This window comes from Paenibacillus sp. FSL R7-0340 (assembly GCF_038002205.1).
Lineage (GTDB): Bacteria > Bacillota > Bacilli > Paenibacillales > Paenibacillaceae > Paenibacillus > Paenibacillus polymyxa_B.
On record NZ_JBBOBY010000001.1, the window covers coordinates 2,447,343 to 2,470,958 of the forward strand.

General features: G+C 45.4%; 21 protein-coding genes and 1 other annotated feature. Of the genes, 17 read left to right on the forward strand and 4 right to left on the reverse strand.

Going from position 1 to position 23,616, the window contains the following annotated elements:
• Nucleotides 1-72 precede the first annotated feature (72 nt).
• Nucleotides 73-339, forward strand: a binding site (T-box leader).
• Between the two features lie 66 nt (nt 340-405).
• The gene (gene tyrS, locus MKX59_RS10725; protein ID WP_013310921.1) at nt 406-1,659 is read left to right on the forward strand and encodes a tyrosine--tRNA ligase; all 1,254 of its coding nucleotides are present in this window, start codon (nt 406-408) and stop codon (nt 1,657-1,659) included.
• A 201-nt stretch (nt 1,660-1,860) separates the two neighbouring features.
• A complete protein-coding gene (locus MKX59_RS10730; protein WP_068941495.1) occupies nt 1,861-2,730 on the forward strand; it encodes an AraC family transcriptional regulator in 870 nt (289 codons plus the stop codon).
• 79 nt (nt 2,731-2,809) lie between these two features.
• Here the strand turns inward: MKX59_RS10730 and rpsD are convergent, their stop codons facing one another.
• Nucleotides 2,810-3,409, reverse strand: a complete 600-nt coding sequence (gene rpsD, locus MKX59_RS10735; protein WP_025723468.1) for a 30S ribosomal protein S4 — start codon at nt 3,407-3,409, stop codon at nt 2,810-2,812.
• 436 nt (nt 3,410-3,845) lie between these two features.
• On the opposite strand from rpsD, the gene MKX59_RS10740 reads away from it, so the two are divergent.
• The 5 genes from MKX59_RS10740 to MKX59_RS10760 all read left to right on the forward strand — a co-directional run bounded on the left by MKX59_RS10740 (nt 3,846) and on the right by MKX59_RS10760 (nt 8,834).
• Nucleotides 3,846-5,831: a sensor domain-containing diguanylate cyclase gene (locus MKX59_RS10740; protein ID WP_028540548.1), complete on the forward strand. Its 1,986-nt coding sequence runs from the start codon at nt 3,846-3,848 to the stop codon at nt 5,829-5,831.
• A gap of 195 nt (nt 5,832-6,026) precedes the next feature.
• Nucleotides 6,027-6,878 carry a hypothetical protein gene (locus MKX59_RS10745; RefSeq protein WP_023989325.1) on the forward strand — a complete coding sequence of 284 codons (852 nt, stop codon included), beginning with the start codon at nt 6,027-6,029 and terminating at the stop codon, nt 6,876-6,878.
• 76 nt (nt 6,879-6,954) lie between these two features.
• Complete coding sequence (locus MKX59_RS10750; RefSeq protein WP_013310916.1) at nt 6,955-8,070, forward strand: aminopeptidase; 1,116 nt, start codon at nt 6,955-6,957, stop codon at nt 8,068-8,070.
• A gap of 89 nt (nt 8,071-8,159) precedes the next feature.
• Nucleotides 8,160-8,402, forward strand: a complete 243-nt coding sequence (locus MKX59_RS10755; RefSeq protein ID WP_013310915.1) for an HPr family phosphocarrier protein — start codon at nt 8,160-8,162, stop codon at nt 8,400-8,402.
• A gap of 141 nt (nt 8,403-8,543) precedes the next feature.
• Entirely contained in the window at nt 8,544-8,834 is a 291-nt protein-coding gene (locus MKX59_RS10760) for a YlaN family protein (RefSeq protein ID WP_007431028.1), read from the forward strand.
• A 140-nt stretch (nt 8,835-8,974) separates the two neighbouring features.
• Here MKX59_RS10760 and cax read toward each other — a convergent pair whose 3' ends face one another.
• Entirely contained in the window at nt 8,975-10,045 is a 1,071-nt protein-coding gene (gene cax / locus MKX59_RS10765; RefSeq protein WP_068941497.1) for a calcium/proton exchanger, read from the reverse strand.
• Nucleotides 10,046-10,237: 192 nt separating this feature from the next.
• Between cax and MKX59_RS10770 the strand changes: the two genes are divergently transcribed.
• On the forward strand, nt 10,238-10,603 hold the full coding sequence (locus MKX59_RS10770; protein ID WP_013310912.1) for an Asp23/Gls24 family envelope stress response protein: 366 nt from the start codon (nt 10,238-10,240) through the stop codon (nt 10,601-10,603).
• Between the two features lie 225 nt (nt 10,604-10,828).
• Here MKX59_RS10770 and ftsW read toward each other — a convergent pair whose 3' ends face one another.
• The gene (gene ftsW / locus MKX59_RS10775; RefSeq protein ID WP_025723472.1) at nt 10,829-12,088 is read right to left on the reverse strand and encodes a putative lipid II flippase FtsW; all 1,260 of its coding nucleotides are present in this window, start codon (nt 12,086-12,088) and stop codon (nt 10,829-10,831) included.
• A gap of 250 nt (nt 12,089-12,338) precedes the next feature.
• Between ftsW and MKX59_RS10780 the strand changes: the two genes are divergently transcribed.
• The 9 genes from MKX59_RS10780 (at nt 12,339) to MKX59_RS10820 (ending at nt 21,637) form a co-directional block, all read left to right on the forward strand.
• Nucleotides 12,339-13,544, forward strand: coding sequence for a M20 metallopeptidase family protein (locus MKX59_RS10780; RefSeq protein WP_023989321.1), 1,206 nt, complete (start codon nt 12,339-12,341; stop codon nt 13,542-13,544).
• Nucleotides 13,545-13,628: 84 nt separating this feature from the next.
• The gene (locus MKX59_RS10785; protein WP_023989320.1) at nt 13,629-14,057 is read left to right on the forward strand and encodes a CBS domain-containing protein; all 429 of its coding nucleotides are present in this window, start codon (nt 13,629-13,631) and stop codon (nt 14,055-14,057) included.
• Between the two features lie 176 nt (nt 14,058-14,233).
• A complete protein-coding gene (locus MKX59_RS10790) occupies nt 14,234-16,057 on the forward strand; it encodes a DNA repair helicase XPB (RefSeq protein WP_340858421.1) in 1,824 nt (607 codons plus the stop codon).
• 6 nt (nt 16,058-16,063) lie between these two features.
• Entirely contained in the window at nt 16,064-18,085 is a 2,022-nt protein-coding gene (locus tag MKX59_RS10795; RefSeq protein ID WP_340858422.1) for a helicase-associated domain-containing protein, read from the forward strand.
• 108 nt (nt 18,086-18,193) lie between these two features.
• Nucleotides 18,194-18,634, forward strand: a complete 441-nt coding sequence (locus MKX59_RS10800) for a YlbF family regulator (protein ID WP_013310906.1) — start codon at nt 18,194-18,196, stop codon at nt 18,632-18,634.
• 39 nt (nt 18,635-18,673) lie between these two features.
• Complete coding sequence (locus MKX59_RS10805; protein WP_023989316.1) at nt 18,674-18,934, forward strand: YlbG family protein; 261 nt, start codon at nt 18,674-18,676, stop codon at nt 18,932-18,934.
• 230 nt (nt 18,935-19,164) lie between these two features.
• Entirely contained in the window at nt 19,165-19,602 is a 438-nt protein-coding gene (locus tag MKX59_RS10810; protein ID WP_023989315.1) for a hypothetical protein, read from the forward strand.
• 209 nt (nt 19,603-19,811) lie between these two features.
• A complete protein-coding gene (locus tag MKX59_RS10815; RefSeq protein ID WP_049828338.1) occupies nt 19,812-20,768 on the forward strand; it encodes a selenium metabolism-associated LysR family transcriptional regulator in 957 nt (318 codons plus the stop codon).
• Nucleotides 20,768-21,637 (forward strand): PHP domain-containing protein, encoded by an 870-nt coding sequence (locus tag MKX59_RS10820; RefSeq protein ID WP_028540555.1) that lies wholly within the window; start codon nt 20,768-20,770, stop codon nt 21,635-21,637. Before MKX59_RS10815 ends, MKX59_RS10820 begins: the two co-directional genes overlap by 1 nt.
• A gap of 93 nt (nt 21,638-21,730) precedes the next feature.
• Here MKX59_RS10820 and MKX59_RS10825 read toward each other — a convergent pair whose 3' ends face one another.
• Nucleotides 21,731-23,476, reverse strand: a complete 1,746-nt coding sequence (locus tag MKX59_RS10825) for an Rqc2 family fibronectin-binding protein (protein WP_028540556.1) — start codon at nt 23,474-23,476, stop codon at nt 21,731-21,733.
• Nucleotides 23,477-23,616: the final 140 nt, after the last annotated feature.

A 23,616-nucleotide genomic window follows, 5' to 3' on the forward strand; every position in this document is an offset into this window, starting at 1 on the left:
TAAAAAGCCTGTCTTTTGGTGTCGTTGACTACATAAAAGCAGTGTGTTATAAATAGGTCAAAGTAAATATCGTGAAAAGCAGAGAAAGACTTCAGTAGAAGGCGGAATCACGTTGTGCAGAGAGCCGATGGGTGGTGTGAATCGGTAGCGTCCCTCCTTTGAATTACCGTCTGGAGCTGTCTGGATGAATGGAAAGCATTTGCAGGTTTGCGAAGCTACCATAGTAATCCAGTACCGGGTGTAGGCCCGTTATAGGAATGAAGTGAAAGAAATGTCTGTCTTTGACATGCGTTTCTTTAATTAGGGTGGTAACGCGAGTAGCTCCTTCTCGTCCCTTGGGATGAAAGGGGCTTTTTGGTTTGTATAATATGTAATATTTTGGATGAAAAATAGGAGGTATACAGGATGAAGTGGGAAGAATTGAAGCCGGAGCAACAGGTAGAGGTCGAGCGACAGCTAGAGGTGATACAGCGGGGTGTGGCGGAAATTGTACCGGAGGATGAGCTGAAGCGTAAGGTAATTAAATCGGTCGTTAGCGGCGAGCCGCTCAAAATTAAGCTGGGTCTTGATCCATCTGCGCCCGACATTCACATCGGACATACGGTTGTTATGCACAAACTGCGCCAGTTCCAGGAATTAGGCCATCAAGTGCAACTGATTATCGGAGATTTTACAGGCAGAATTGGTGATCCGACAGGTAAATCGGAGACTCGTAAGCAACTGACTGAGGAAGATGTACAGCGTAATGCACAAACGTACAAGGAACAAATTTTTAAAATTCTCGATCCTGAAAAAACAAAGGTATTCTACAATTCCGAATGGTTAGGGCCAATGTCTTTTGCTGATGTAGTAACCCTGTCGGCCAAAGTAACGGTTGCCCGTATGTTGGAACGAGATGATTTTACAAAAAGGTACCAAAACGGATTGCCGATCAGCATCCATGAGTTCTTTTACCCGCTGATGCAGGGCATGGATTCCGTGGCTCTCCAAAGCGATATTGAATTGGGGGGGACGGATCAGAAGTTTAATCTGCTGATGGGCAGAACCCTGCAAAAAGAATACGGAGTTGAGCCGCAGGCTACTATTACATTACCATTGCTTGAAGGGCTGGATGGCGTCCAGAAGATGAGCAAAAGTTTGGGGAACTACATTGGTGTTGATGAGGAGCCGAACGAAATATACGGGAAATCCATGTCCGTTCCTGACGAGCTGATGCTGAAATATTTTGAGCTTGCAACGGATATCAACAACGAGGAGCTGGCAGAGCTGGCGAAAGGTGTTAAGGACGGCTCAGTACATCCACGTGATGCCAAAATGAAGCTGGCTGGAACGTTAGTGCGCATGTACCACGGTGAAGAAGCAGAGGAAGCAGCAAAGCAGCATTTTGTGACCGTATTCCAGCAACGTGCGCTGCCTGACGATATTGAAGAGTTCACCTTGACGGCTGATCAGTTAGAAGAAGGTGGCATTCGTGTAATCCAGTTGCTGACTCATCTGGGCTTTGCAGCATCTAATGGTGAAGCCAAGCGCAGTATTCAGCAGGGTTCGGTCAAAATTAACGAAGAGAAATGGACCGATGTGAACGAAGCATACACGCCGAAGGAAGGCGACATTGTGCAGGTAGGTAAACGGAAATTTGCTAAAATCAAGCTTGGATAATGAAAATATTTTCAAAAGCAGCGCTGAGATTGTATCGATCTCAGCGCTGCTTTTTTATTTCTGACAAGTGAAAAGTCATGGTAAACTTAGCACAAATAATCAAACATGTAGGTAAAGAGTTATACATAATGAAAACGTGGGTTGCACAATTTGGGTGTAGGATAGATAACCAAAACAATTACAAGTGCGGGGAAGGATTATATGGACTATTTTAAACGAATTCAGTGTGCGATTGAGTTTATTGAATTGAATCTCCGGGAGGATTTAAAAATTGCCGAGATTGCTTCACAGGCATGTTTTTCAGCTTTTCATTTCCAACGGGTTTTTCAGGCCATTTCGGGTTTTACGGTTCAACAATATATAAGAAGGAGAAGATTGTCCGAGGCGGCTGAACAGCTAAAACAATCCAATCAAAAAGTGTTGGACATTGCTATTGAGTATCAATACAACTCACAAGAAGCTTTTACCCGCGCTTTTGAAAAGAATTTTGGGATCACCCCTGGCAAGTATCGTAACGGTGATATCGAGTTTCCTGCGCAAAGTAAAATCAATTTTCTGGATTACCAAAAAAATACGATGGGGGATTTGGATGTGAATAAGCCGGTGATATTGCAGCTCGAAACAGTTAAAATTGTAGGATATGAATATAAAACAAATCTGAATAATGAGCAGCACTATAAAGAAATCCCAGGGTTTTATGGGCACTTTGGAGCAAATGAATATTTTATGTTTATCCCGAACAAAATTGCACCGGGAATGTCATATGGGGTTGCCTGTCGATTTGAAGACAACGGTGCATTTTCATTTGTGGTGGGCGAGGCAGTTGAAAAAGAGTCAAAAGAACTGGCAGAGGGTTTCATATATATGGAGATTCCAGCAGGGAAGTATGCTGAGTTTGACGCTTCGGGTTCAGATGGACGGGTTCAGAATATACGAGACTTTATCTATGGCACATGGCTTCCTAATTCTAATTTTGAACGGAGGGAGGGGCCTGATTTTGAAATTACGGACGTGATGAATTCCTCCTATCCAGATCACTTGAGTATGAAGGTATACATCCCCATTGAATAAAACCCTCAGGCTCGATGCATAGGAAATATAAAAAAAGCACCCGAATAAATTCGGGTGCTTTTTGGTGCTAATACAAGGATTAGCGGTTGTAGAATTCGACGATTTGTTTTTCATCGATATCTTGGGACAATTCGCCACGCTCAGGCAAACGAATGAATTTACCTTCCAGAGCTGCGTCATTGTACTCCAGGTAAGCTGCCAAGTGGTTGCGGTTTTCCAAAGCTTCTTTAATGGAAGACAGGGAACGACTTCTTTCACGAAGACCGATCACGTCGCCAAGACTTACTTGGTAAGAAGCGATGTCAACTTTTTTACCGTTCACAGTAACGTGACCGTGAGCTACCAATTGACGTGCGCCTGCACGGGAATTAGCAAAGCCAAGACGGAACACAAGGTTGTCCAGGCGGCTTTCCAGCAAGAACATAAAGTTTTCACCAGCGATACCGTGCATGTGTTGAGCTTTGTTGAACAGGGTACGGAATTGTTTTTCACCCAAGCCGTACATGTGACGCAGCTTTTGTTTCTCTTGAAGCTGCATACCGTAGTTGCTGATTTTTCTCCGTTGGTTTGCACCATGTTGTCCCGGAGGGAAAGGGCGTTTCAATTCTTTACCTGTGCCGCTCAGGGAAATACCGAGACGACGGCTCAATTTAAATTTAGGACCAGTGTAACGTGCCATTATAGAGTTAACTCCTTCATAATTAAAATTTGAGTTGGGGCTCTCTTTGCGCTCCAATTTGTTCGGCGCTACCAATTAAGGTAAGACGCACTACTGACAGAAAAGTTCAGCCGCTGTCCTGTCAGCAACAAAAAAGATGAGGGTGACACAAACTGTTACGCCCAAAATTTAAGATCCGCACAGTAGATAGTTCTGCCGTACAGTCTTTTTCATTAATATATACTATATGTAAGAGTGGGTCAATGTCAAGAAAAGAAAAAGAATGAAAACGTCAGAATTTGTCGATAGGGCTTAAGAACTAAAAAAGTGGGACGAATTTCTGAAAAATGGATGCAAATTTCTAGAGTTGAGAGTAAAATAGATCATATTATGAGCTATAGTGGTGTATAGCCGCTGTCTTGGTACAGCTAATTTTGCTGTGAAGGAGCGCCTTAATATGTCGGAATTTTCAACAACGGATCAGCAAATGCTTGACAGTAAAACAGTCCAGGCTGGCGGTGCTCCGCTGTTTGATGATAAAGGATATACGTCTTTTGCCTGGCTCCAGAACATGGATATGACACCCTATGATTTCCCCTATATTAACCAGCTGCTTGTCCAAGGATATCGGAGTTGGTTACAGCAGAGCAATGGTATATCCTGGATTAACGAAGAATATACTGCTGTTTTTAATTTTATAGGTGTTCGTGTTGCTGGTAGGGAAGAAGATGATGACGAGGATTTGGATTTGGTCGAACGTTGTTGCATATCTAGAGAGATGGAAGTGAGTCAGCGCAAACTTCGTGATGGAAGCCTTGCGTTTGTGTATATGGTTCCCATACTATGCCGTAATTACAAGAGGGAGCCCTTTGCCGCTCTTCGTTTTACACGGCCTGCTCAACATTCTGTCTCAAATCAGGACACATTGTTAGCAGCTGCTTTACATTTTAAATCCTGCTTTTACTCGAAGTTTGAGTATATATTTATGGAAGATATCCTTGGGATGCAGAATCGAAGCGATCGTGAAGGTAGACGCCGTTCTATTTTATTTCAGATTGTAAAACGGATGCATGACAAAATTGACGTGGAAGGCGTGCTGGATGAGGTATTCGGGAGCATCGCCTATTTGTTTCCCCATGTAGATATCACCTTGTATATGAGTCAGGATCGACACAGTCGCAATCCGCAGGTCAAACCTTTGCTGCTGCATGAACGGGACGAAGATGTATGCGTCCGTGCATTTATGAAAGGGCAAATGGCTGTGAATGAGCCTGTCGGTACACAAGATGAAATGACTGAAATCGGCATCCCATTACGTGGCAAGCAGGGTGTATACGGTGTTTTCCATATGATCCTTCCATCGGGTGCGGATAGTATGAAAAAAGTGGATGTAGAGCTGATTGCCATGATGGCGGATACGGCTGGCACTGCATTTGAAAATGCGAAGCTGCTTGAGCAGTCTAATGTACTTATTCATGAATTGCGTCTCATTAATGAACTGGTTCAGCGCTTGAATCAGAGCCTGAAGTTAAATGAAATATTTGAATTTGCCGTGCAGGAGTTATTAAAAATGTTCATGGCTGACTTTTGTTGTATTGTACAGCTTGATCAGGATGGAAGCTGTTTTAAGGTCATGTCGAGTAATGTGGAAAGCTTAAAATTAGAAAGTTACCCTCATGAAGAGGGATTTGCTGGACTGATACGCAAAACAGGAGAACCAGTGATTGTGTCGGACTATAGAAAGGATGGGAAGATAACCTCTCATTTTATGGATGCGACGGACTCCCAGTCTTTGATGGCTGTACCTATGAAGACCAGCGGTACTCCTAGAGGGGTTATACTATTGTCCAGCAAGCTTCCACACTTTTTCTCTTATGATAATTACAAAATGCTGCAAATGCTAGCCCCTCACATCGGGTTGGCGGTAACCAATGCTATGCTGCACGCTGAGGTGCGACGTTTGGCTAATATGGATATGTTAACAGGTCTGTATGTACGTCATTATGTGGACCAAATCATTCAGCAACATCAGGAAAAGGATTTCTGTGGATCTCTTATTTTGGTAGATATTGATCAATTCAAACAGGTGAACGATACGTATGGGCATCAGACGGGTGACGAAATTCTGAAAAGCGTCAGCAATATCGTTCGTTCGGCGACTCGCGATGAGGATGTATGTGCCAGATGGGGCGGCGAGGAGCTTGCCATTTATTTACCGCAGCTGGGGGTACAGCAGGCGCTCGGATATGCAGAAAAAATACGTTACCGTGTACAGCATGAAACCGAGCCTCAGGTGACTGTTTCTTGCGGGATTGCTGAATGGAACTGGCTGGACGAGCAGATCAGTATTGAATCTTTATTTTATAGCGCTGATATGGCCTTGTACGAAGCGAAAAATGAAGGACGCAATCGAATAGTTGTTGATCATGTAGCCAATGTGTAGAGAATATTCCTTAGGGAATGTTCTCTTTTTGTCTTGCATAACCCATTGCAGACAGGTAATCCTAAACGTAGCTTTATCGTGTGTATGTTTGAACTATAGGGAAAACACGATAAAGTGAACCAGGTAGCATAACTGCCTTGAAGCAGGATTATTGCTCATGAGTACAGTTATGTTCAGGATAGGATGGATGATGGGATGCATTGGAGAAAGCAATGGGTGATGCAGGTTTGTGGTGTGTTCCTTGTGATAGGTGTGTTAAGTGGTTGTGCACTGGATCGACAATATACTCCTGAGCAGATTTTTAAGAGATCTGTTGCAGGAATGGCTGGCAAAGAGATGGTAACGTTTACTGGACGGACTGCAATTAGAGCTGACAGTGGTCTGCCAACGAATAAGCAGTTTGAATATCGCGGTAGGCTAAGAAATCACGATGAATTGATCATGCATTGGGGCTCTACAGAAGCTTTTCGTAAGCAAGGTGGCTACGTAGCCCTGCAACAAGGTAAGTCCGAGCATGATGTTACACAAGAACATTTTCTTCGTCAGAGTGGAAAATGGGTTGCGCTGACATCCGGTTATCCCCCTCTGGGTGGAAATGGTATGTTAAATCGCTTCAATCCGATTCAGGAGCTTGAGGAATTAAATACACTGAATAAGAGCATTCGTATGGAAACGGGAGCTGCCCGGGGAACTTGGATGTTGAGGATTGAACCGGAATCTGCTTCGGCAAAGCGCTGGTTGAAAGATCGTTTAATAAAAGAAATGAATACGTTAAACCCTCAAATCGGGATATTAAAAACGCAGCATACAGGAACGAATCGAGAACTGCAAAAGAAGCTGACTCAAGTATGGTCACAAAGTTGTGAGGATATGAGCAACCAGTTGGAGCAATCCATTGTGCGTACTGTGTATCATCTGACCATAGATCGCCAAACAGGTTTACCCTTAAAGCTTTCATCGGAATGCAGGATTTCCCGACAGGGAGTGAATGAAGAGCTGCATCAAGAGGCTTTGATAACCAGAGTTACTTTTGAGGACTACAAGTAACGGAGCGGGCGTGATACAATGAATTTTGAATTAACCATTGTTCAAAAAGAATGAAATAGAGAAGGAGAGACACTACATGAAAGATCCTAGAATACTTAAGCTGGCGGAAAATTTGGTAGGTTACTCTGTTGAGGTGCAGCCTGGAGAAAATGTATTGATCGAAATGATTGGTACAGAGCGTGACTTGCTTAACGCCATCATTCATGAAGTTGGTAAAAAAGGTGGAAATGTTTTTGTACAACTTACAGACCGTAAGGTACAGAGCGCCATGCTTCGTCACGCGACAAAGGAAATGCTGGAGACCTGGGCTGAGATTGATCTTAACCGGATGAAGCAAATGCACTGCTACATCGGAATTCGTGCAGGGGAAAATGTAAATGATCTGTCAGATGTGCCGGAAGATAAAATGAAAATGTATAATTCCATTTATCAGCATGCGGTACATAGCGAACAACGGGTGAAACACACCAAATGGGTAGTGCTGCGTTATCCGAATGACAGCATGGCTCAATTGGCGAATATCAGCACAGAAGCATTCGAAGATTTTTATTTCGATGTGTGTAATCTGGATTATGCAAAAATGGACAAAGCTCAAGATGCATTGGCAGACCTGATGAATCGGACGGACAAGGTACGGATCAGCGGACCGGGTACGGATTTGAATTTCTCTATTAAGCAAATCGGAGCTATCAAGTGTTCAGGTCAATGCAATATCCCGGATGGCGAAGTATACAGCGCACCTGTACGTGATTCCGTTAACGGAACTATCAGCTACAATGCACAAACCCTGTATAATGGTATTACTTTTGAAAATGTTAAATTCCGTTTTGAAAATGGTAAGATCGTGGAAGCGACGAGTAACGATACGAAGCGGCTGAATGATATTCTTGATTCTGACGAGGGAGCACGTTATATTGGCGAGTTTGCCATCGGGTTTAATCCGCACATTTTACATCCAATGAAGGATATTTTGTTTGACGAGAAAATCGCTGGCAGCTTGCATTTTACACCAGGTCAAGCTTATGAAACAGCGGATAACGGTAATCGTTCATCCATCCACTGGGATTTGGTGTTGATTCAGCGTCCAGAATATGGCGGTGGTGAAATTTATTTTGACGATGTTTTGATTCGTAAAGACGGCATCTTTGTACTGCCTGAGCTGGAGCCATTAAACCCTGAAAATTTAAAATAACGATATCCGTTCTTGCTGAGAAAGCGATTTCAATGTATTATTATGGATGAGTAACGATACATGACAATTCAGTAAAGCGAGGGATCTCTATGTCCAATAATAACGCGGCTGTTGTTGAAATTGCACAGACGGCGAGCAAGTTCACCTCTTCTATCGTCCTTCATTCCGAAAATAAGTATATTGATGTGAAAAGTATACTGGGCTTGTTTACGACCCTAGTCAGCAGCCATAGCTATGAACTACACGTTCATGGACCAGATGCGGAGGAAGCTAAGAAAGCGATCATCGAGGTGTTCGAGAAGCACGGACTTCATATTTCAGTAGCCAGCTAACTTTATTCTTGAAGCAAAAGCATCCCTACCTGTAACTGTAGGGATGCTTTTTTTGTCAGGTTCTTGTATTAGCCTGCAATTTGGTCTAATATTAAGGATAGGACGTCTTGTGCGACATTGAGACATAGGGGGGAAGAATCCATGACTTCATCTGATTTGCAGGAACAATTGAATATCAAGGCTATTAATCTGCTTCAGGAAGATGCAGATAAAATAAAGAAGCTTATTGAAGTACAGATGGAGAATCTGGCAACCCGTTATTGCCCTCTCTATGAGGAAGTGCTGGATACTCAGATGTACGGATTTTCCAAGGAAGTGGATTTTGCGGTTCGCGCTGGACTTCTTCCGGAAATGGTAGGTAAACAGCTGGTCAGTGAGCTGGAACGCAATCTGGCTATTCTATATGAGGCCATGAATAATAAGGCCAATTAGGAAGACGGTTGAATTGATGAGAGCATGCGGAGTTTGAGAGCATGCTTTTTTTGATGCCTTTTTTTAAAAAATGTTCTTTAAGGATGGTAAAAGCGCATCGCCCTTCCACCATCCTAATGCACATTTTAAAACCTTAAAAGCTACACAAGGAAGAAGGATACACCTAACAATACATACACTACCAGTAGCATGAGTCCCTCATACCAGTTGGTTGAGCCATCCTGGGTGATGGATTTGGCGATAAATACAGCGACAGCAATGGCGACCAGCTCAATTGTGGTGAAAACAATATTCATCGTGTTTCCCATAAAGTAACTGATAAAAATCAGCACAGGGGCAACAAATAGTGCAATTTGTAAACTGCTGCCGACAGCTATTTCGACAGATGCACCGATTTTGTTTTTCATCGCCAGTAAAATAGCAGCGCTGTGTTCGGCTGCATTACCAATAATAGCGACGAGGAAGGCACCTACAAACAATTCGCTGAGCCCAAATTGGGTCGTAAATACCTCCAGTGTACCTACCAGCCATTCGCTGACAAAAGCGACCATGACAGTAGCGAGTACCAAATAGGCAATGGATTTGTTTCTGGACCACACAGGGGCATGCTCATGTGGCAATTCTTCATCTTTTTGTTCGGTCACATCAGCTAAATAGTCCTTATGCGTAATCATAGAAAAAATAAGCCACGCAATATACGCGACAATGAGCGTGCCTGCGACAATGAGGCTGAGCGTATCTGATTCGTTATCCGTGATAACGTGTGTGTTCAGAAAGACAGCTGGAACGAACAAGGCAATAACAGCCACAATCATCAGAGAACCACTTAATCCAGCCAGCGATATATTGAAATTTTGCACTTTGTACTTTAAACCGCCAGCGAACAGACTTGCTCCGAGCACCAGCAGCAGATTACCGATGATGGAACCGGTAAGACTGGCCTTTACCATATCGTAAAGACCTTCTTTAACAAGAAAGATGGCGATGATCAGTTCGGCTGCGTTACCAAAGGTGGCATTTAAGAATCCGCCTAAACGTTGGCCAGCATAATGCGCGACACTTTCGGTCGCCCTGCCGAGAAAACCGGCTACGAATACAACAGAAATTGCGCAAATGACAAATTGGGCTATAGCGTTCCAATGCGTGTAATGAGCGACTGCGCTAAGAGCAAATGTCACTATAAGCAAAGCGGGAGATAACCATTTTTTCAATGAAGAGCACCTCGATATCAATAGATGTGTACAAGTTTGGTGAAAGCTGTCACTTGTATGGATTTTCTAAATTAATATACCCAAAATGATATAGGTTGTAAACGAAAGTTGTTTTTCATACGTAGGGTTTGCATTTGGAGTGGCTGAGGCTTTACAATACAAATAAAGGATGGATGAAGGGGGACATAGGTCATGGCAGAGCAAATTCAACAACTGGAAGCAGGAAACATCAAGATTTCCAACGATGTCGTAGGTAAAATTGCCGGGATGGCCGCATTAGAGACACCGGGCATTGCTGCAATGTCAGGCGGTTTATCGGAAGGCTGGGCCAAAAGGCTGAGCGGTAAAAATGTGCAAAAAGGCGTATCAGTGGAGGTTGGACAGCTGGAAGCTGCCATTGATCTACGTATTATCGTGCTCTACGAAACACCTATTCATGAGGTGTCCCGAATTCTTCAGCAAAATGTGCGAGAAGCCGTCGAAAGTATGACGGGTTTGCGGGTCGTGGAAGTGAACGTAAAAGTGGAAGGTGTCGCGTTCAAGGACGACGCAGTGTAAAAGAATTAGGAACCGATAAATTGACGTTTTTCACCAATTGTATACATGCCGGGAATTCCGTGGGATAACCCGAATAAAAACACGAAAACTGGTGGTTATAGAATCGCCAGTTTTCGTTTTGTGAATCAACAGTATAGCCATTTTTGCAGAGGGTTCCCATATTTTATACATAACCAAAAGAACTTCCAAAGCCACCGTTGTAAGTGGTCCATGGAAGTTCTTTTTTTAACGAAAACGGTTGGTTCTACGCGTTTGAAAGCGATTGGGTACTTCATTACGGACAGCTACCCCTGTGGTGCGTTCCTGCACCGCTTGTTTGGTGTTCTCACGAGAAATACTGAGCATAATGCCCATGGAAAACATCATGACAAGTAGGGAGGAGCCACCAAAGCTGATAAATGGAAGCGTTACGCCAGTGATTGGAATCGTTTGGGTTACACCGCCGATATTAATGAAGGCCTGAATAGCGATCAAACCCATGATGCCAGTGCCTACCAACGTTCCGAACGGATCATGGCAACGCAGAGCAATGATCATGCCTCGCCAAATGAAATACAAATATAGCATCAGGAATATGGCTGTTCCGACAAATCCGAATTCTTCACCAATTACAGAAAAGATAAAATCATTAAATGAATTAGGAAGATAGTGAAGCTTGATAATACCTTTACCAAATCCTGACCCGTTTAAACCGCCTTCACCTATAGCTTGCAAGGACTGTACCAGATTGTATCCTGTTCCTTGTCTATATTTTTCGGGATTGAGAAAGGCTTGAAAGCGTCCGATTTTATAATCTTGCTTGGCAGCAGCTTGTCCATCTGTGGTTCCAGAATCTCCTCCAAACAACGACCCAATGCCAAATACGATGGAAGCGCCTAGCACGAGCAGAACAATTGATGCTGTAATATGCTTGACACTGGCTCCACCGGCATAAATAATCAGACCACTGGTAGCAACCAAAATGAAGCAGGAGCCTAAATCAGGTTGAAGCATGATGAGTCCTGCAACACAGCCTACAATGACTGTTACAGGTATGTAGCCAGTCCGCAGATCTCTAAAGCGATCTCCTTTTTTGACAATAAGTGCGGATAAGTAAAGAATGATGGAAATTTTCGCAAGCTCCGTTGGCTGGAAGCCAACACTACCAAACCTGAGCCAGCTTTTTGCGCCGTTAAGTGAGCCTGTAAAAAGAACGATGATTAGCAGTAATATAGTTATGAAAAATAAAGGTACAAAAAGCTTTTTATATTTTTCCATCTTAATATTCATAGCTACCAACATAATAAAAAGTCCAAGTACAGCAAATGCAGATTGGCGCTTCACAAAATATAAAGAGTCAAAATTGTATTCTTTATTCAGCAGAGCTACGCTGGAGCTGGAGCTAAATACCATAATTACACCGAATCCAACCAATAACAAAGTGAGGATCAGCAATTGAAAATCCGGTGTGCCTCTTCTTCGAGTCTCCGGCTTCGTATTTCTCATATCAGCTTCCCCCGGTATTCGCCACAAGGTATATTCCTCGCAGACGGTTATCATTTTATCGTTTATCCATTTTATCATATTATGTTTGTTGGGCTTCTGCAACCTCCCTGGAGCAACAGATATCGCAACAATTCCATATCTGCTACAATAGGATGAAAATGAAGACTTGAGAGCAGCGGTGCATACGTGGTGACGCTGCATGATTAATTCGGGAACTTGCCCGGTGCTTTAAAAGGAGAGGTGGAGCAGAATGACACAACATGCGATAGATAAGATTTGGTTTGATCGTTTGCAAGAAAACATGGTGGAGTGGCGTAGACATTTACATAAGAATCCCGAAATTTCCTTTCAAGAAAGCAAAACCGCAGCTTTTGTAGCGGATAAGTTGGAGAGTTGGGGAATCGAGATTCGCCGTCAGGTAGGGGGACACGGTGTTGTAGGCACCATTCGTGGTGCTAAACCCGGGCCTGTCGTCTTGCTGCGCGCCGATATGGATGCTCTTCCTATTCAGGATGAAAAGGAATGTGAATATCGCTCCAGCGTGGACGGAGCCATGCATGCTTGCGGCCATGACGGACATACATCCGCGTTGCTTGGAACGGCTTACTATTTCAGTCTGAATCGGGACGAGCTGCAAGGAGAAATTCGGTTGTTGTTCCAACCTGCGGAGGAATTGCTGCCTGGCGGAGCGGTCAGTGTAATAAAGGATGGTATATTGGAAGGTGTGGATGTCATTTATGGCATCCATTTATGGACACCTTTTCCGGTCGGGACGGCCGCGAGTTGCGCAGGGCCGTTGATGGCGGCGGCAGACGATTTTTATATTGAAATCACAGGTAAGGGTGGGCATGGTGGGATGCCCCAGTCCACTAATGATAGTGTCGTGGCGGGTTCAGCTCTTGTTATGCAACTGCAAAGTGTTGTAAGCCGTTCAGTCGACCCATTACGACCTGCCGTGCTGACGGTGGGAACCATCCAAGGGGGCTCTGCGCAAAATGTGATCGCAGAAACGTGTCGCTTGAGTGGAACGATTCGTACGTTTGATGAGGAGACACGAACGGTAATGAAGGAGCGACTGCATGAGGTGACCGAGCTTACAGCCGCAACATACGGTACAACAGCACAGGTTCGCTATATTATGGGGTACCCACCAGTTGTCAATGACACACATGAAGCATCTCGTTTCTTTAATGAAGCAAAATCTGTTTTCGGCGAGGAGAATGTGCAGAAAGCGTCGAAGCTGATGCCTGCTGAAGATTTTGCGTATTATTTGGAACGTGTGCCAGGTTGCTTCATGTTCGTAGGAGCGGGTAACCCAGTTAAAGGAGCAGTTTATCCACACCATCATCCAAAATTTGATTTTGATGAGGATGCTATGATTAACGCGGTTCGTTTGTTTATTGCGATGTCTACGGGATACGCTGCGGAACGAAACGCAGGGGCAATTAAGGGCTAAAATGAGTTGAATTGGGAACGGTTCAATCTGGAGTATGAGGTTAATGAAATGGGGTACCCTACTGTTGAAAAGGAGGGAGTACCCATGAAAAAGGTTCAGGAAGTTATGACTAAAAAATGCGTAACGGTTACCCCGCAGGACAATATTTATGAAATTGCGGTCAAAATGAAGGACAATGATACTGGTTTTATTCCGGTTGTGGAAAGCGAAGGCAGTGATAAGTTGATCGGTGTAGTAACGGACCGTGATCTTGTCGTTCGCGGTTATGCGGCTAAAAATTCGGGTTCGGGTTCGGTCGATACCGTCATGACGACAGGTATTCGTACAGCCAGTGCGGACATGTCGGTGGACCAAGCAGCTGAACTGATGGCAGAACAGCAAATCCGTCGTTTGCCCGTAACGGAAGGAGACCGTCTGATCGGGATTGTCTCGATCGGGGATTTGGCTGTTCGTAATATTTTTGCAGACAACGCTGGAGAGGCGCTTAGTCATATTTCCGAGCAGGTCCACTAGAAGAATAATTAAGGTAGCATTAGTTTGGGGAGATTTTTACCCCGAGCTTCTAATCAGGAGTTCAACCCGAATATGGGTTGGGCTCCTTGCTATTCTGGTTGATATGCCAATAAACGGATAAGCTATTTATTATATAAGTTTAAAATGATGTATTGTTAGATTATCAGGAGGTAGTTATGAATCCAGATCATCCTTGTATTGTACAACGTGATTTTACCGTTCTGCTGGAGATGGGCTTGCCCGGTTCAGAATGGGCTCGTTCTCAGTTGCAGATTTATGCGGAGCTGGTTAAAAGCCCGTCCGCTTTTCATACATACCACATCACTTCACTGTCTTTGTGGAACGCAGCTGCCCTCGGATGGAGTGCTGAGGACATTCAAAATAGTTTGCACTCCATGTCCCGTTGGGATATTCCACGTGATTTGTTGAAGGATATTGAACAGCTCGTTTCTCGTTATGGGACGTTGACGCTTTCACGGGAGGGTACGGAAGAAGAGCGAACTTATAGCACAGATATGATTGGCGCATACCGTGCTGAGCATGAGCCAGACGGAGGTATAAAGACAGGGAAAGCCAACAGCTATACAATGGGTGATCGCTTGATCTTGGCAGCAGAGACCCCCGCTTTACTGGGTGAGCTACTGACCAAGCAAGAGCTTAAACAGCTTGGTTTACTTCGACTTGATGAGGTAAGCGCGTCGGTCCCGTCCGAAAATCGGGGCTTGCTCAAGCAGGAATTAACGCGCTTGGGATATCCCGTTGTGGATACGGCAGGCTATCTTGAAGGGAATCAGCTTAGTTTTACCTTGGGAAAGGGACAAACGAAGTTGCAGCTTCGTGATTATCAAGTAAAGGCCGCTGATGCGTTTGAAGGAGCGAACGGCTTAGGGGGGAGTGGTGTACTGGTACTTCCATGCGGAGCCGGAAAAACAGTGATAGGTATGGCGGTAATGAATCGGTTTCAGTGCGAGGTGCTTATTCTAACATCTAATACTACTTCTGTACGGCAATGGGTAGAAGAGTTAAAACGAAAGACGGATATTCCTCCCGATTCCATTGGGGAATATAGTGGTCAGAAAAAAGAGGTGCGTCCGATTACGGTGGCGACCTACCAAATATTGACACACCGTCGCACCAAAGATGGGGATTTTGAGCATATGAAACTGCTGAGTGAGCGGAAGTGGGGACTCATTATATATGATGAGGTTCATTTGCTGCCCGCGCCAGTATTCCGGGCGACGGCTGACATTCAGGCTACCCGTCGTTTGGGGTTAACAGCCACGCTGGTTCGAGAGGATGGTTGTGAACGCGATGTGTTCTCTTTAATTGGACCCAAACGGTATGATATGCCGTGGAAGGAACTGGAGCGACAGGGCTGGATCGCTCAGGTCGATTGTGTGGAGCTACGGCTTCCAATGACAGCTGAACTTTTGGAGCGCAGTATGCGTGCCGAGGGTAGACAGCAGTACCGAATTGCAGCCGAAAATCCGGTCAAACTGGAGGCGGTACGTAGCCTGATGCAGCAGCACAGCGGCTTGCCCACGCTTATTATTGGTCAATATTTGGACCAATTACGTATATTGGCTCAGGAGCTCGGTGTCCCACTGATTACGGGTTCAATGAGCCAGACGGAGCGGGTGCGTTGGTTTGATGCGTTCCGCAAGGGTACAATTCGGACCCTATTGGTATCCAAGGTTGCAAACTTTGCGGTGGATCTGCCGGATGCGGCAGTAGCCATAGAGGTATCGGGTAGCTTTGGCTCTCGTCAGGAAGAAGCGCAGCGACTGGGCCGCATTTTGCGACCAAAGTCGGGCGAGAATAAAGCTTATTTTTATGCGCTAGTGACGGAGAATAGCAAGGAGACGGATTTTGCAGCTCGTCGTCAGCTGTTTCTGATTGAGCAAGGCTATGAATATGCGGTTCGCAGATTTAGTGTGACAGAGGCTATCGTAGGCCGGGATGATAAGCCTGGAGATCGTGGAAAGAAAAAGGAGGCCTAATCAAGAATGGGCGTAACGAACACGCAAGACAGCTGGAATGAGCTTTCATCAGATGAGCTGCTGGTGCTTAGACAATGCTTTATCCGGTACGCGGGACAGCCCATGAAGGAAGAAGAACCTATACAGCTTACCCGGGGAGCGTTAAGCGGAGTCGAAACGAAACTGGCACTGCGTGGATTACGTGCCCGGGGCTGGCTGGAGGCTGTTACCAAATCGTGGGGCGAACGAATTTTATATATTCCGGTTCATCGGCTACCGGATCTGTACGATATGTTGTTAGAGCAAAATCCAATGAACATGATGCATTCGGATCATCCGATAATGGTACATGAATCAATGACAGGCCTGGAGTCGGATTTGCTGCATGCGTTGTCACGTATTGCGGTACAGGGCGTTCCTTTGACGGCCAAAGGAACCATACATAAGCGGTCATTGCAAAAATTGAATGAACTGACCCCCTTTCGCCCAGAGGACCTGATAGGTCTTGGGTTGCATTATGCGCATGCAGAGCTGTATCCAGTGCAAACGGTGGTAATGATGGATTTGCTACTCAGTTTGGGTCTGTTAGTGAAGGAAACTGTGTCTTTTCGCGTTCAGGAAACGGAACTGGAGACTTGGATTCGTTTGTCTGCTTGGCAAATGCGCAAGCATATTTTTGCTACACTCATGGAAAGATACGGCAAGGCCGAAGCGTCTATGCAGCATTTTCGCTATATGCTGTGTGCCGTCTCCCAGTATGTAGGATCAGAAGGGTGGATATCTATCCAGTGTTTGCTGCAATGGATGCTTCAGGTAGGTCTAATCCAGCAGGAGAGTACGAACGGAGCTGATCCCAAGAACGGTGCCCTTTTAGACCTTGTTCCTACAATCTCAAATACGGAAGGGTTTGCGGGAGAAACGGTATCTGATTTTAATTTCAATGGACCTTTCATGGAGGAATTGAAGGGTTGGCTGAAGGCACTGACTGCTTTTGGAATGGGCGATTGGGGCCAGACTGCATCGGGCGAACTGTGTTTTCGCTGGGATGTATCTGTGATAGATATGCTTCGTCCCAATAATTACGAGGATACACATCAAGAACAAGGTACTTTTTATGTACAACCTGATTTTGAAATATTGGTTCCACCAGATGTGGCATATGATGTGCGCTGGCGACTGGAATGCTGCTGTGAACGTGTGACAGGAGATCGGATGGTAGTATACCGGATCACCAGAGAAAGTGTTACAGAGGCAATCGAGTTAGGAATGGAAGCCAAAGCAATTCCTGCTCTTCTGCACAAGTTCAGCCGGACAGGTGTGCCTGATCATGTACGCATGACGGTAGAACAGTGGGCAGGCGATGTCGGACGGACGGCTTTTGCAACGGTAACACTTTTGCGATGTGGCACACAGGAGGATGCAGACATGGTTGCACGCCATCCCGCGCTGGAAGGATTGCTGGAACGGCTCGGTGACAGGGACTTTATTATTCCGGCGAGCTCTGCTGTCAAAATACGAAAAACGCTTGCTGCAATTGGATTAGGTCCACGTCGTGAACTGGAAGGTGTGGATCCGACTCATCATTATCCATTGATTTTGGAACCAGAGAACATAAGTTCAGGCAGCCCCAACAGTGAAATGGAGTCCGACCCTACTCAAGCCCGTTCTATATTTTCCCAAGAGGGAAGAGCAGGTTTTGTTTATACTGGGCGCACGCTGCATTTTTACGAACAAGAGCACACGCTGCCTGATCCGTCTGACTATTTTCCAGAAAGATCTACAGTCCCCTCCTCATGGACAAAAGAATGGAGGAGTTACCATACTTCCACTGCCCGGCAGTTGATCGAGCAAGCGATTCGTTGGCAGGCTGCTGTGGGACTGCGAATCGGTGGGAAAGAGGTTAAATGGATACCGGAGGCGGTGGTTCCCGGTGCACCATGGAGTGTCACAGGCTGGTACGCCTCAGGAATGGATGACGAAGCACCTTCTCCTGCGACTTTACAGCCAAGTGAATGGTCAGACATGCGGCTGCTGGTTCCTTTTACATAGTAGAGCCAGGAAGTGCATGAAACTCCTTCTTCTCAAAAGAAGGATGTGGTATGATAAATGAGTCTACTTTTACAGGGTAGAACTTTATATAAAGTGAGATGAACATTCATGAGCGTAGCCGAATTGAATACGGTCAATATGGCAGAAGTGCTTATTAACGCCTATGAATTGGGCGATATGGTCAACCGATCCTTTGAGGTATCGGATTATTTATATTGGAAACAGCGTGTGGAATTGAACCCGTCTATTCAGGCGTGTGTACGCAAGCTGGATGCCAAAAAGGAGCTATTCGCGGAAACGGAGCGTTTTGGGCATTTTCATCCGAACTATCATGAAGCGAAGGATGCAGTGCAGGTCGTTGAGCTGGAACTGGAACAATTCGTGGATGTTAAGGAGTTCAAACGAGCCGAAAAGGCGCTGGATGATATGCTTCATGCCATGTCTGAAACGATTGCATATTCCGTGTCCGAGACCATTAAGGTGCCGAGCAATGATCCGAATGTGAAAAAGGGCGGATGTGGCAGCGGAGGGAAATGCTCCTGTGGATAGGTCATAGGAATGATACCGAGTGGAGGGGAGATGAAGCGAATGTTTGCCGAGCGGACAGGGTACATCATTTGGGTAAGCGATATCAAGGCTGCCCGCAATCTGGAGAAATACGGAAATGTCCACTTTATTTCAAAGCGTATGCATTATGTAGTTATATATATGAATGCGGATCGGGCAGAAGACACCGTTAAAAATATTCGCAGACTTTCCTATGTGCGTAAGGTCGAGCGCTCTTTTCGAAATGAGATTAGGACGGAGTACAACGACGATAAGGAAAAGATGAAAGAATATGAAATATAAGCTTCTAATGTCTGTAAATTGTAAAATATTCTTAAAAGGTCAGCCTACGGGCTGGCTTTTTTTTGTAAAGCCAGGACTTTTGCATAATGGTCTTAATGCTGTTAGACCTAAAAAATCTTTAAAAATCACCCATAAACTTCAATTTTGTAACTTGTAGTCCCGGGTCTGTTGAGGTAACATATGAATATATTGGTAGATATAAAGACCTATCTGGTGGGGAGAGTGATCCCGTGCGTGACAAAGCAATGCAGCGATGGAGTACATACGAACCGTTCTACGTGGAGATGGGCGATAAAAAAGTCGCCGATATCGTGATTACAAATCATGCGAAAACTCGCTACTTAGATCGGATAGAGCAGAAACAGTCCGAGACGAATCATATCGCCGCCTGGCTTTGGGAATGCCTGAAGCAAAACAGGATGGAGTCCTACTATCATAACGAAGAGGATGTATATTTAATTGATGGTGATCTGGTCGTCGTGGCCGAATTTGGAGAGTTGCCCGGCGAGATGGATATTGCGGGGAATCCGCTGCACAAGATGATTGTCATTACCTTTTTGGGCCGGATGTCGGAGACCATTGAATTAAGGGATTTGAAGTCATACTATTCATGGCTACGCCATTCGCGGCGCATGACACTGATGAAAAGCACTCGTAAGCAAAAATAGACGGTGATTGGGCGGTCGGCCCTAGGCGAAAAAATCTCCGAACTTATGATTACCGTCAACTTTGAGTAGAAAGTATGCAGTTATTAGCTGCATGCTTTTTTTATTTCCGTCAATATAACTCTCCAATTCGGTAAGTTTACTTGGAAATACTTCGACAGATGTTTTTCTTATGTTAAAATAGGGAGATCAGAGGGGAGAGGGCTGTCAGTATGAACTTTCATCAGTTGCACATTTTTTATACCGTAGCGGAGCGCGGAAGCTTCTCGGCGGCGGCACAAGCGCTGCATATGACACAACCTGCGGTGACGATGCAAATTCAGTCTTTGGAAGATTATTTCGGCACGAAGCTGCTGCAACGTTCGACTAAAAAAATCGAGCTTTCAGAGGCGGGAGCGACACTATTGCCTTTTGCGAAAAAAAGCATGCAACTGATCAGGGAAGCTGACGAGGCGATGTCTGCTTTTACTCACATGCTGGAGGGAAGATTGCATATTGGCGCTAGCCTAACGATTGGTGAGTATATTGTACCAAGAATGTTGGGGCCGTTTGGCCAGGAATACCCTCATATACGTATGGCGATGAATGTGATGAATACGACTCAAATTATGGATGATATACTAAAACATCAGTTGAATTTAGGACTGATTGAGGCCCCAGTCCAGCATCCAGATATCGTGGTGGAACCTGTGATGCAGGACGAACTGAAACTGATTGTGCCTTCAGGCCATGCGCTGGCCAAGGCAAAAAAAGTGGTTCTGGAAGATGTGTTTAAGCATCCTTTTGTAGCCAGAGAAAAGGGATCTGGTACACGTCAAGTGATAGAAGATGAGCTGAAAAGTCGTGGTGTGGATGCCTCCCGACTTGGTATTGTAATGGAGATGGGGAGCACTGGAGCGGTCAAATCGGCGGTAGAGGCTGGACTGGGTATTACCATGCTATCACCTTCTTCGGTGAAGCATGAAGTTGCGCTCGGATTGTTGAAAATTGTAAACATTTCAGATATCACGTTCAAACGAGAATTTTATGCAATTCATTTGAAGTCGGCGTTGTTGCCGATTCCGGTAGTAACCTTCCTGTCTTACTTGCGTCGTCATGATCAGGGAACGGACGTGCAGAGGGACTCGCAGGACGAGCTTGCAAAGCTGAAAGAGAAGGAGGATGCATAATGAAGGAGCAGATTAGCGTAAAACGATATGATTTACATACACACACCCTAGCATCTGACGGTATGCAGCCACCTGTAGATAATGTGCGCTGGGCCAAGGAAAAAGGACTGGCAGGTGTGGCCATTACAGATCATGATACGGTAGCTGGCCTGGAAGAAGCTCTGGAGGAGGGAAAACGCATAGGAATTACTGTGGTGCCAGGAGTGGAAATTAGTACTCGAGCTGGCGGTAAGGATATTCATATACTCGGTTATTTTATGGATTACCGCAATAAAGTGTTTTTGGAGCGGTTGGAAAAGCTTCGCCAGGCGCGGGATACCCGTAATGATTTGATTTTAAGTCAATTGCGTAGTCTGGGCGTGGAAATCACACTGGATGAAGTGGTGGCTACGATGGGCAGACCGCTGGCACCAGATGAAAGCATTGGACGTCCGCATATGGCGGATACGCTGGTTCAAAAGGGATATGCGAAGGATATGCGAGACGCGTTTGACCGTTACTTGGCGGAAGGAGCGCCCGGATATGTGTCAGTACCCCGTGTAGAGCCTGCGGAGGCCATAAACTGGATTCGTGAAGCAGGAGGGGGACCTGTGGTGGCCCACCCTGGCTTGTACGGAAATGATGAGCTGGTTCGCTCAATTATAGAGGAGGCGAAGCCTGTGGGCTTGGAGGTGCGACATTCGGACCATGATGCTGAGGCTGAGAGCCGATATACTGCGATGGCGGCGCAGTATGGGCTTATTGCAACTGGCGGCTCGGATTTTCACGGTGCACGCCAAGGTGTTATTTTCCACGGTGATCTGGGTAGCCGTAGTGTGGAAGGTCAGGTTGTCGAGGAATTGAGGAAGGCTGCTGTTGGACAAAAGTAAATAAAAAGCCCCTTGCCTTATGCATGGAACACAAGAAGTGTACCGTGCAAAGAACAAAGGGCTTTTTTTGTGGATTCAATAGGCTAGTGAGACTTAGCCGTTTTTGATGCGATTCGGCATTTTTTTGATCAGCTCCTCGTCGGGTGTAATGAAGAGCGTACGCTGATGGTCGTAGATGACAAAGCCAGGTTTGGCTCCGCTGGGCTTACGTACATGCCGAATCAGGGTGGCGTCCACAGGTACACTGCTGGATTGCTTGGCCTGGCTAAAATAGGCAGCGAGTTGAGCTGCCTCCTCCAGCGTCGTATCCCCGAATTGCTCAGCACGTATAACGACGTGTGACCCCGGAATATCCTTTGTGTGCAACCAGGTGTCATTTGGTCCGGCCAGTCGATTTGTCACATATTCATTTTGCAAGTTGTTTTTGCCGACCAGTAACTCGATACCTTCGGATGATGTATAGACGTGCAGGGTTGGACGGTCGTTTTTCTTCTTTTTCTTTCCTTTTTTGACCCGATCTCTGAGATAGCCCTGCTGAACCAGTTCTTCACGTATTTCCTCAATGTCATTCATAGAGGCATGGGCTAGCTGCTGAAGAAGATTGTCCATATAACGGATTTCTTCGTGCGTTTTCTCCAGTTGTTCATCAATGACAGCCAAGCTGTTTTTATATTTGTTGTATTTTTTAAAATACCGTTGTGCATTATCCGACGGGTTGAGTAGTGGGTCCAGTGGGATGGTCATTGGACGCTGTTCCTCATCATAAAAGTTAGTGAGCGTCACTACTTTGTCCCCTTTTTTCACCTCATGCAGCGAAGCGAACAGCAACTCTCCATAAATGCGAAATTGATCGGCATCTTCCGCCTCGGCCAAATCCTGATGGAGATAGTCGAGTTTTTTTAGGTTTTTACTCCGCTCGTTTTGCAGAAACCGCAGTAGGTCACTGACCTTTTGCTTAACCGTATCCCTTTCTGCTTTTTCACCGAAGAAGTCCTCCATACACTCACTGATAGTAGCGTACTCCTTACGTCCTTCTTGGATCAACGTCAGTGGAATGGCTGAGAATATCACTTTATCTTGTGCGTTTAGTCCAGATACCGGCTGAAAACGATGATTCCGCACGTCATCCATGATGTGACTGAATGTCCTCCATAGTGAACGATCACTATCACCAGATACTTCATTAGTTACTCGAGCTAGTATCTCTTCAGCAATGAGGGGACTGAGTCCAGTAAAAGTGTTCACGATCCAGCGTTTGGGAGCTTCTTCGGCCTCGATCGCTGTTTGATACGAGGATATGAAGGCTGCCTCTTCCGTTTCTAGTGGATTCAGCTTGTTTTGTTCAGGAGGCTCCGTGTATTGAAAGCCAGGCATAATGACCCGATAGCTGCTGATAGACGGTGTGACATGATGAATGCCATCCAGCATCACGCCTGTTTCCGGGTCAAGCAAAATAATGTTGCTGTGTCTACCCATCAGTTCAATGATAATTCGTTTGAGTGAAATATCTCCCAGTTCATCACGTTGACGTATATCCATGTGAATAATACGCTCCATGCCCACCTGCGTGATTTTCTCAATAACGCCTCCTTCGCAATGCTTGCGAAGGAGCATACAAAACATAGGGGCTTCTGTCGGATTAAGAAAGCTTTGTTCTGTAAAATGTACACGCGGGAAGGTCGGATTAGCCGACAGCAGCAGCTTTACGCTTCCGCCTTGTGCCCGCAGATTCAGCACGATATCGCGATCATTTGGCTGATGTATCTTATTAATGCGCCCGCCCCGGATGCCTTGCAGTTCGTGTACGATAGCGCGGGTTACGATTCCGTCCAATGCCATAATTATGTTCTCCTTTGAAGCAAATGTATTTTCGCCTTCCTTCTATGATACATAACTTTGGGACAAAACTTAAGCGGCTTTGTGATATTTCAGGTCCTGTCCGAATAGATTGAATCTAGAAAGTCTGTCCAGCTTATCAG

Excerpts from the sequence above, each read along its gene's own strand:
- tyrS (WP_013310921.1), top strand. The coding sequence starts at position 406 with ATGAAGTGGGAAGAATTGAAGCCGGAGCAACAGGTAGAGGTCGAGCGA.
- MKX59_RS10730 (WP_068941495.1), top strand. The coding sequence starts at position 1,861 with ATGGACTATTTTAAACGAATTCAGTGTGCGATTGAGTTTATTGAATTG.
- rpsD (WP_025723468.1), bottom strand. The coding sequence starts at position 3,409 with ATGGCACGTTACACTGGTCCTAAATTTAAATTGAGCCGTCGTCTCGGT.
- MKX59_RS10740 (WP_028540548.1), top strand. The coding sequence starts at position 3,846 with ATGTCGGAATTTTCAACAACGGATCAGCAAATGCTTGACAGTAAAACA.
- MKX59_RS10745 (WP_023989325.1), top strand. The coding sequence starts at position 6,027 with ATGCATTGGAGAAAGCAATGGGTGATGCAGGTTTGTGGTGTGTTCCTT.
- MKX59_RS10750 (WP_013310916.1), top strand. The coding sequence starts at position 6,955 with ATGAAAGATCCTAGAATACTTAAGCTGGCGGAAAATTTGGTAGGTTAC.
- MKX59_RS10755 (WP_013310915.1), top strand. The coding sequence starts at position 8,160 with ATGTCCAATAATAACGCGGCTGTTGTTGAAATTGCACAGACGGCGAGC.
- MKX59_RS10760 (WP_007431028.1), top strand. The coding sequence starts at position 8,544 with ATGACTTCATCTGATTTGCAGGAACAATTGAATATCAAGGCTATTAAT.
- MKX59_RS10770 (WP_013310912.1), top strand. The coding sequence starts at position 10,238 with ATGGCAGAGCAAATTCAACAACTGGAAGCAGGAAACATCAAGATTTCC.
- ftsW (WP_025723472.1), bottom strand. The coding sequence starts at position 12,088 with ATGAGAAATACGAAGCCGGAGACTCGAAGAAGAGGCACACCGGATTTT.
- MKX59_RS10780 (WP_023989321.1), top strand. The coding sequence starts at position 12,339 with ATGACACAACATGCGATAGATAAGATTTGGTTTGATCGTTTGCAAGAA.
- MKX59_RS10785 (WP_023989320.1), top strand. The coding sequence starts at position 13,629 with ATGAAAAAGGTTCAGGAAGTTATGACTAAAAAATGCGTAACGGTTACC.
- MKX59_RS10790 (WP_340858421.1), top strand. The coding sequence starts at position 14,234 with ATGAATCCAGATCATCCTTGTATTGTACAACGTGATTTTACCGTTCTG.
- MKX59_RS10795 (WP_340858422.1), top strand. The coding sequence starts at position 16,064 with ATGGGCGTAACGAACACGCAAGACAGCTGGAATGAGCTTTCATCAGAT.
- MKX59_RS10800 (WP_013310906.1), top strand. The coding sequence starts at position 18,194 with ATGAGCGTAGCCGAATTGAATACGGTCAATATGGCAGAAGTGCTTATT.
- MKX59_RS10805 (WP_023989316.1), top strand. The coding sequence starts at position 18,674 with ATGTTTGCCGAGCGGACAGGGTACATCATTTGGGTAAGCGATATCAAG.
- MKX59_RS10815 (WP_049828338.1), top strand. The coding sequence starts at position 19,812 with ATGAACTTTCATCAGTTGCACATTTTTTATACCGTAGCGGAGCGCGGA.
- MKX59_RS10820 (WP_028540555.1), top strand. The coding sequence starts at position 20,768 with ATGAAGGAGCAGATTAGCGTAAAACGATATGATTTACATACACACACC.
- MKX59_RS10825 (WP_028540556.1), bottom strand. The coding sequence starts at position 23,476 with ATGGCATTGGACGGAATCGTAACCCGCGCTATCGTACACGAACTGCAA.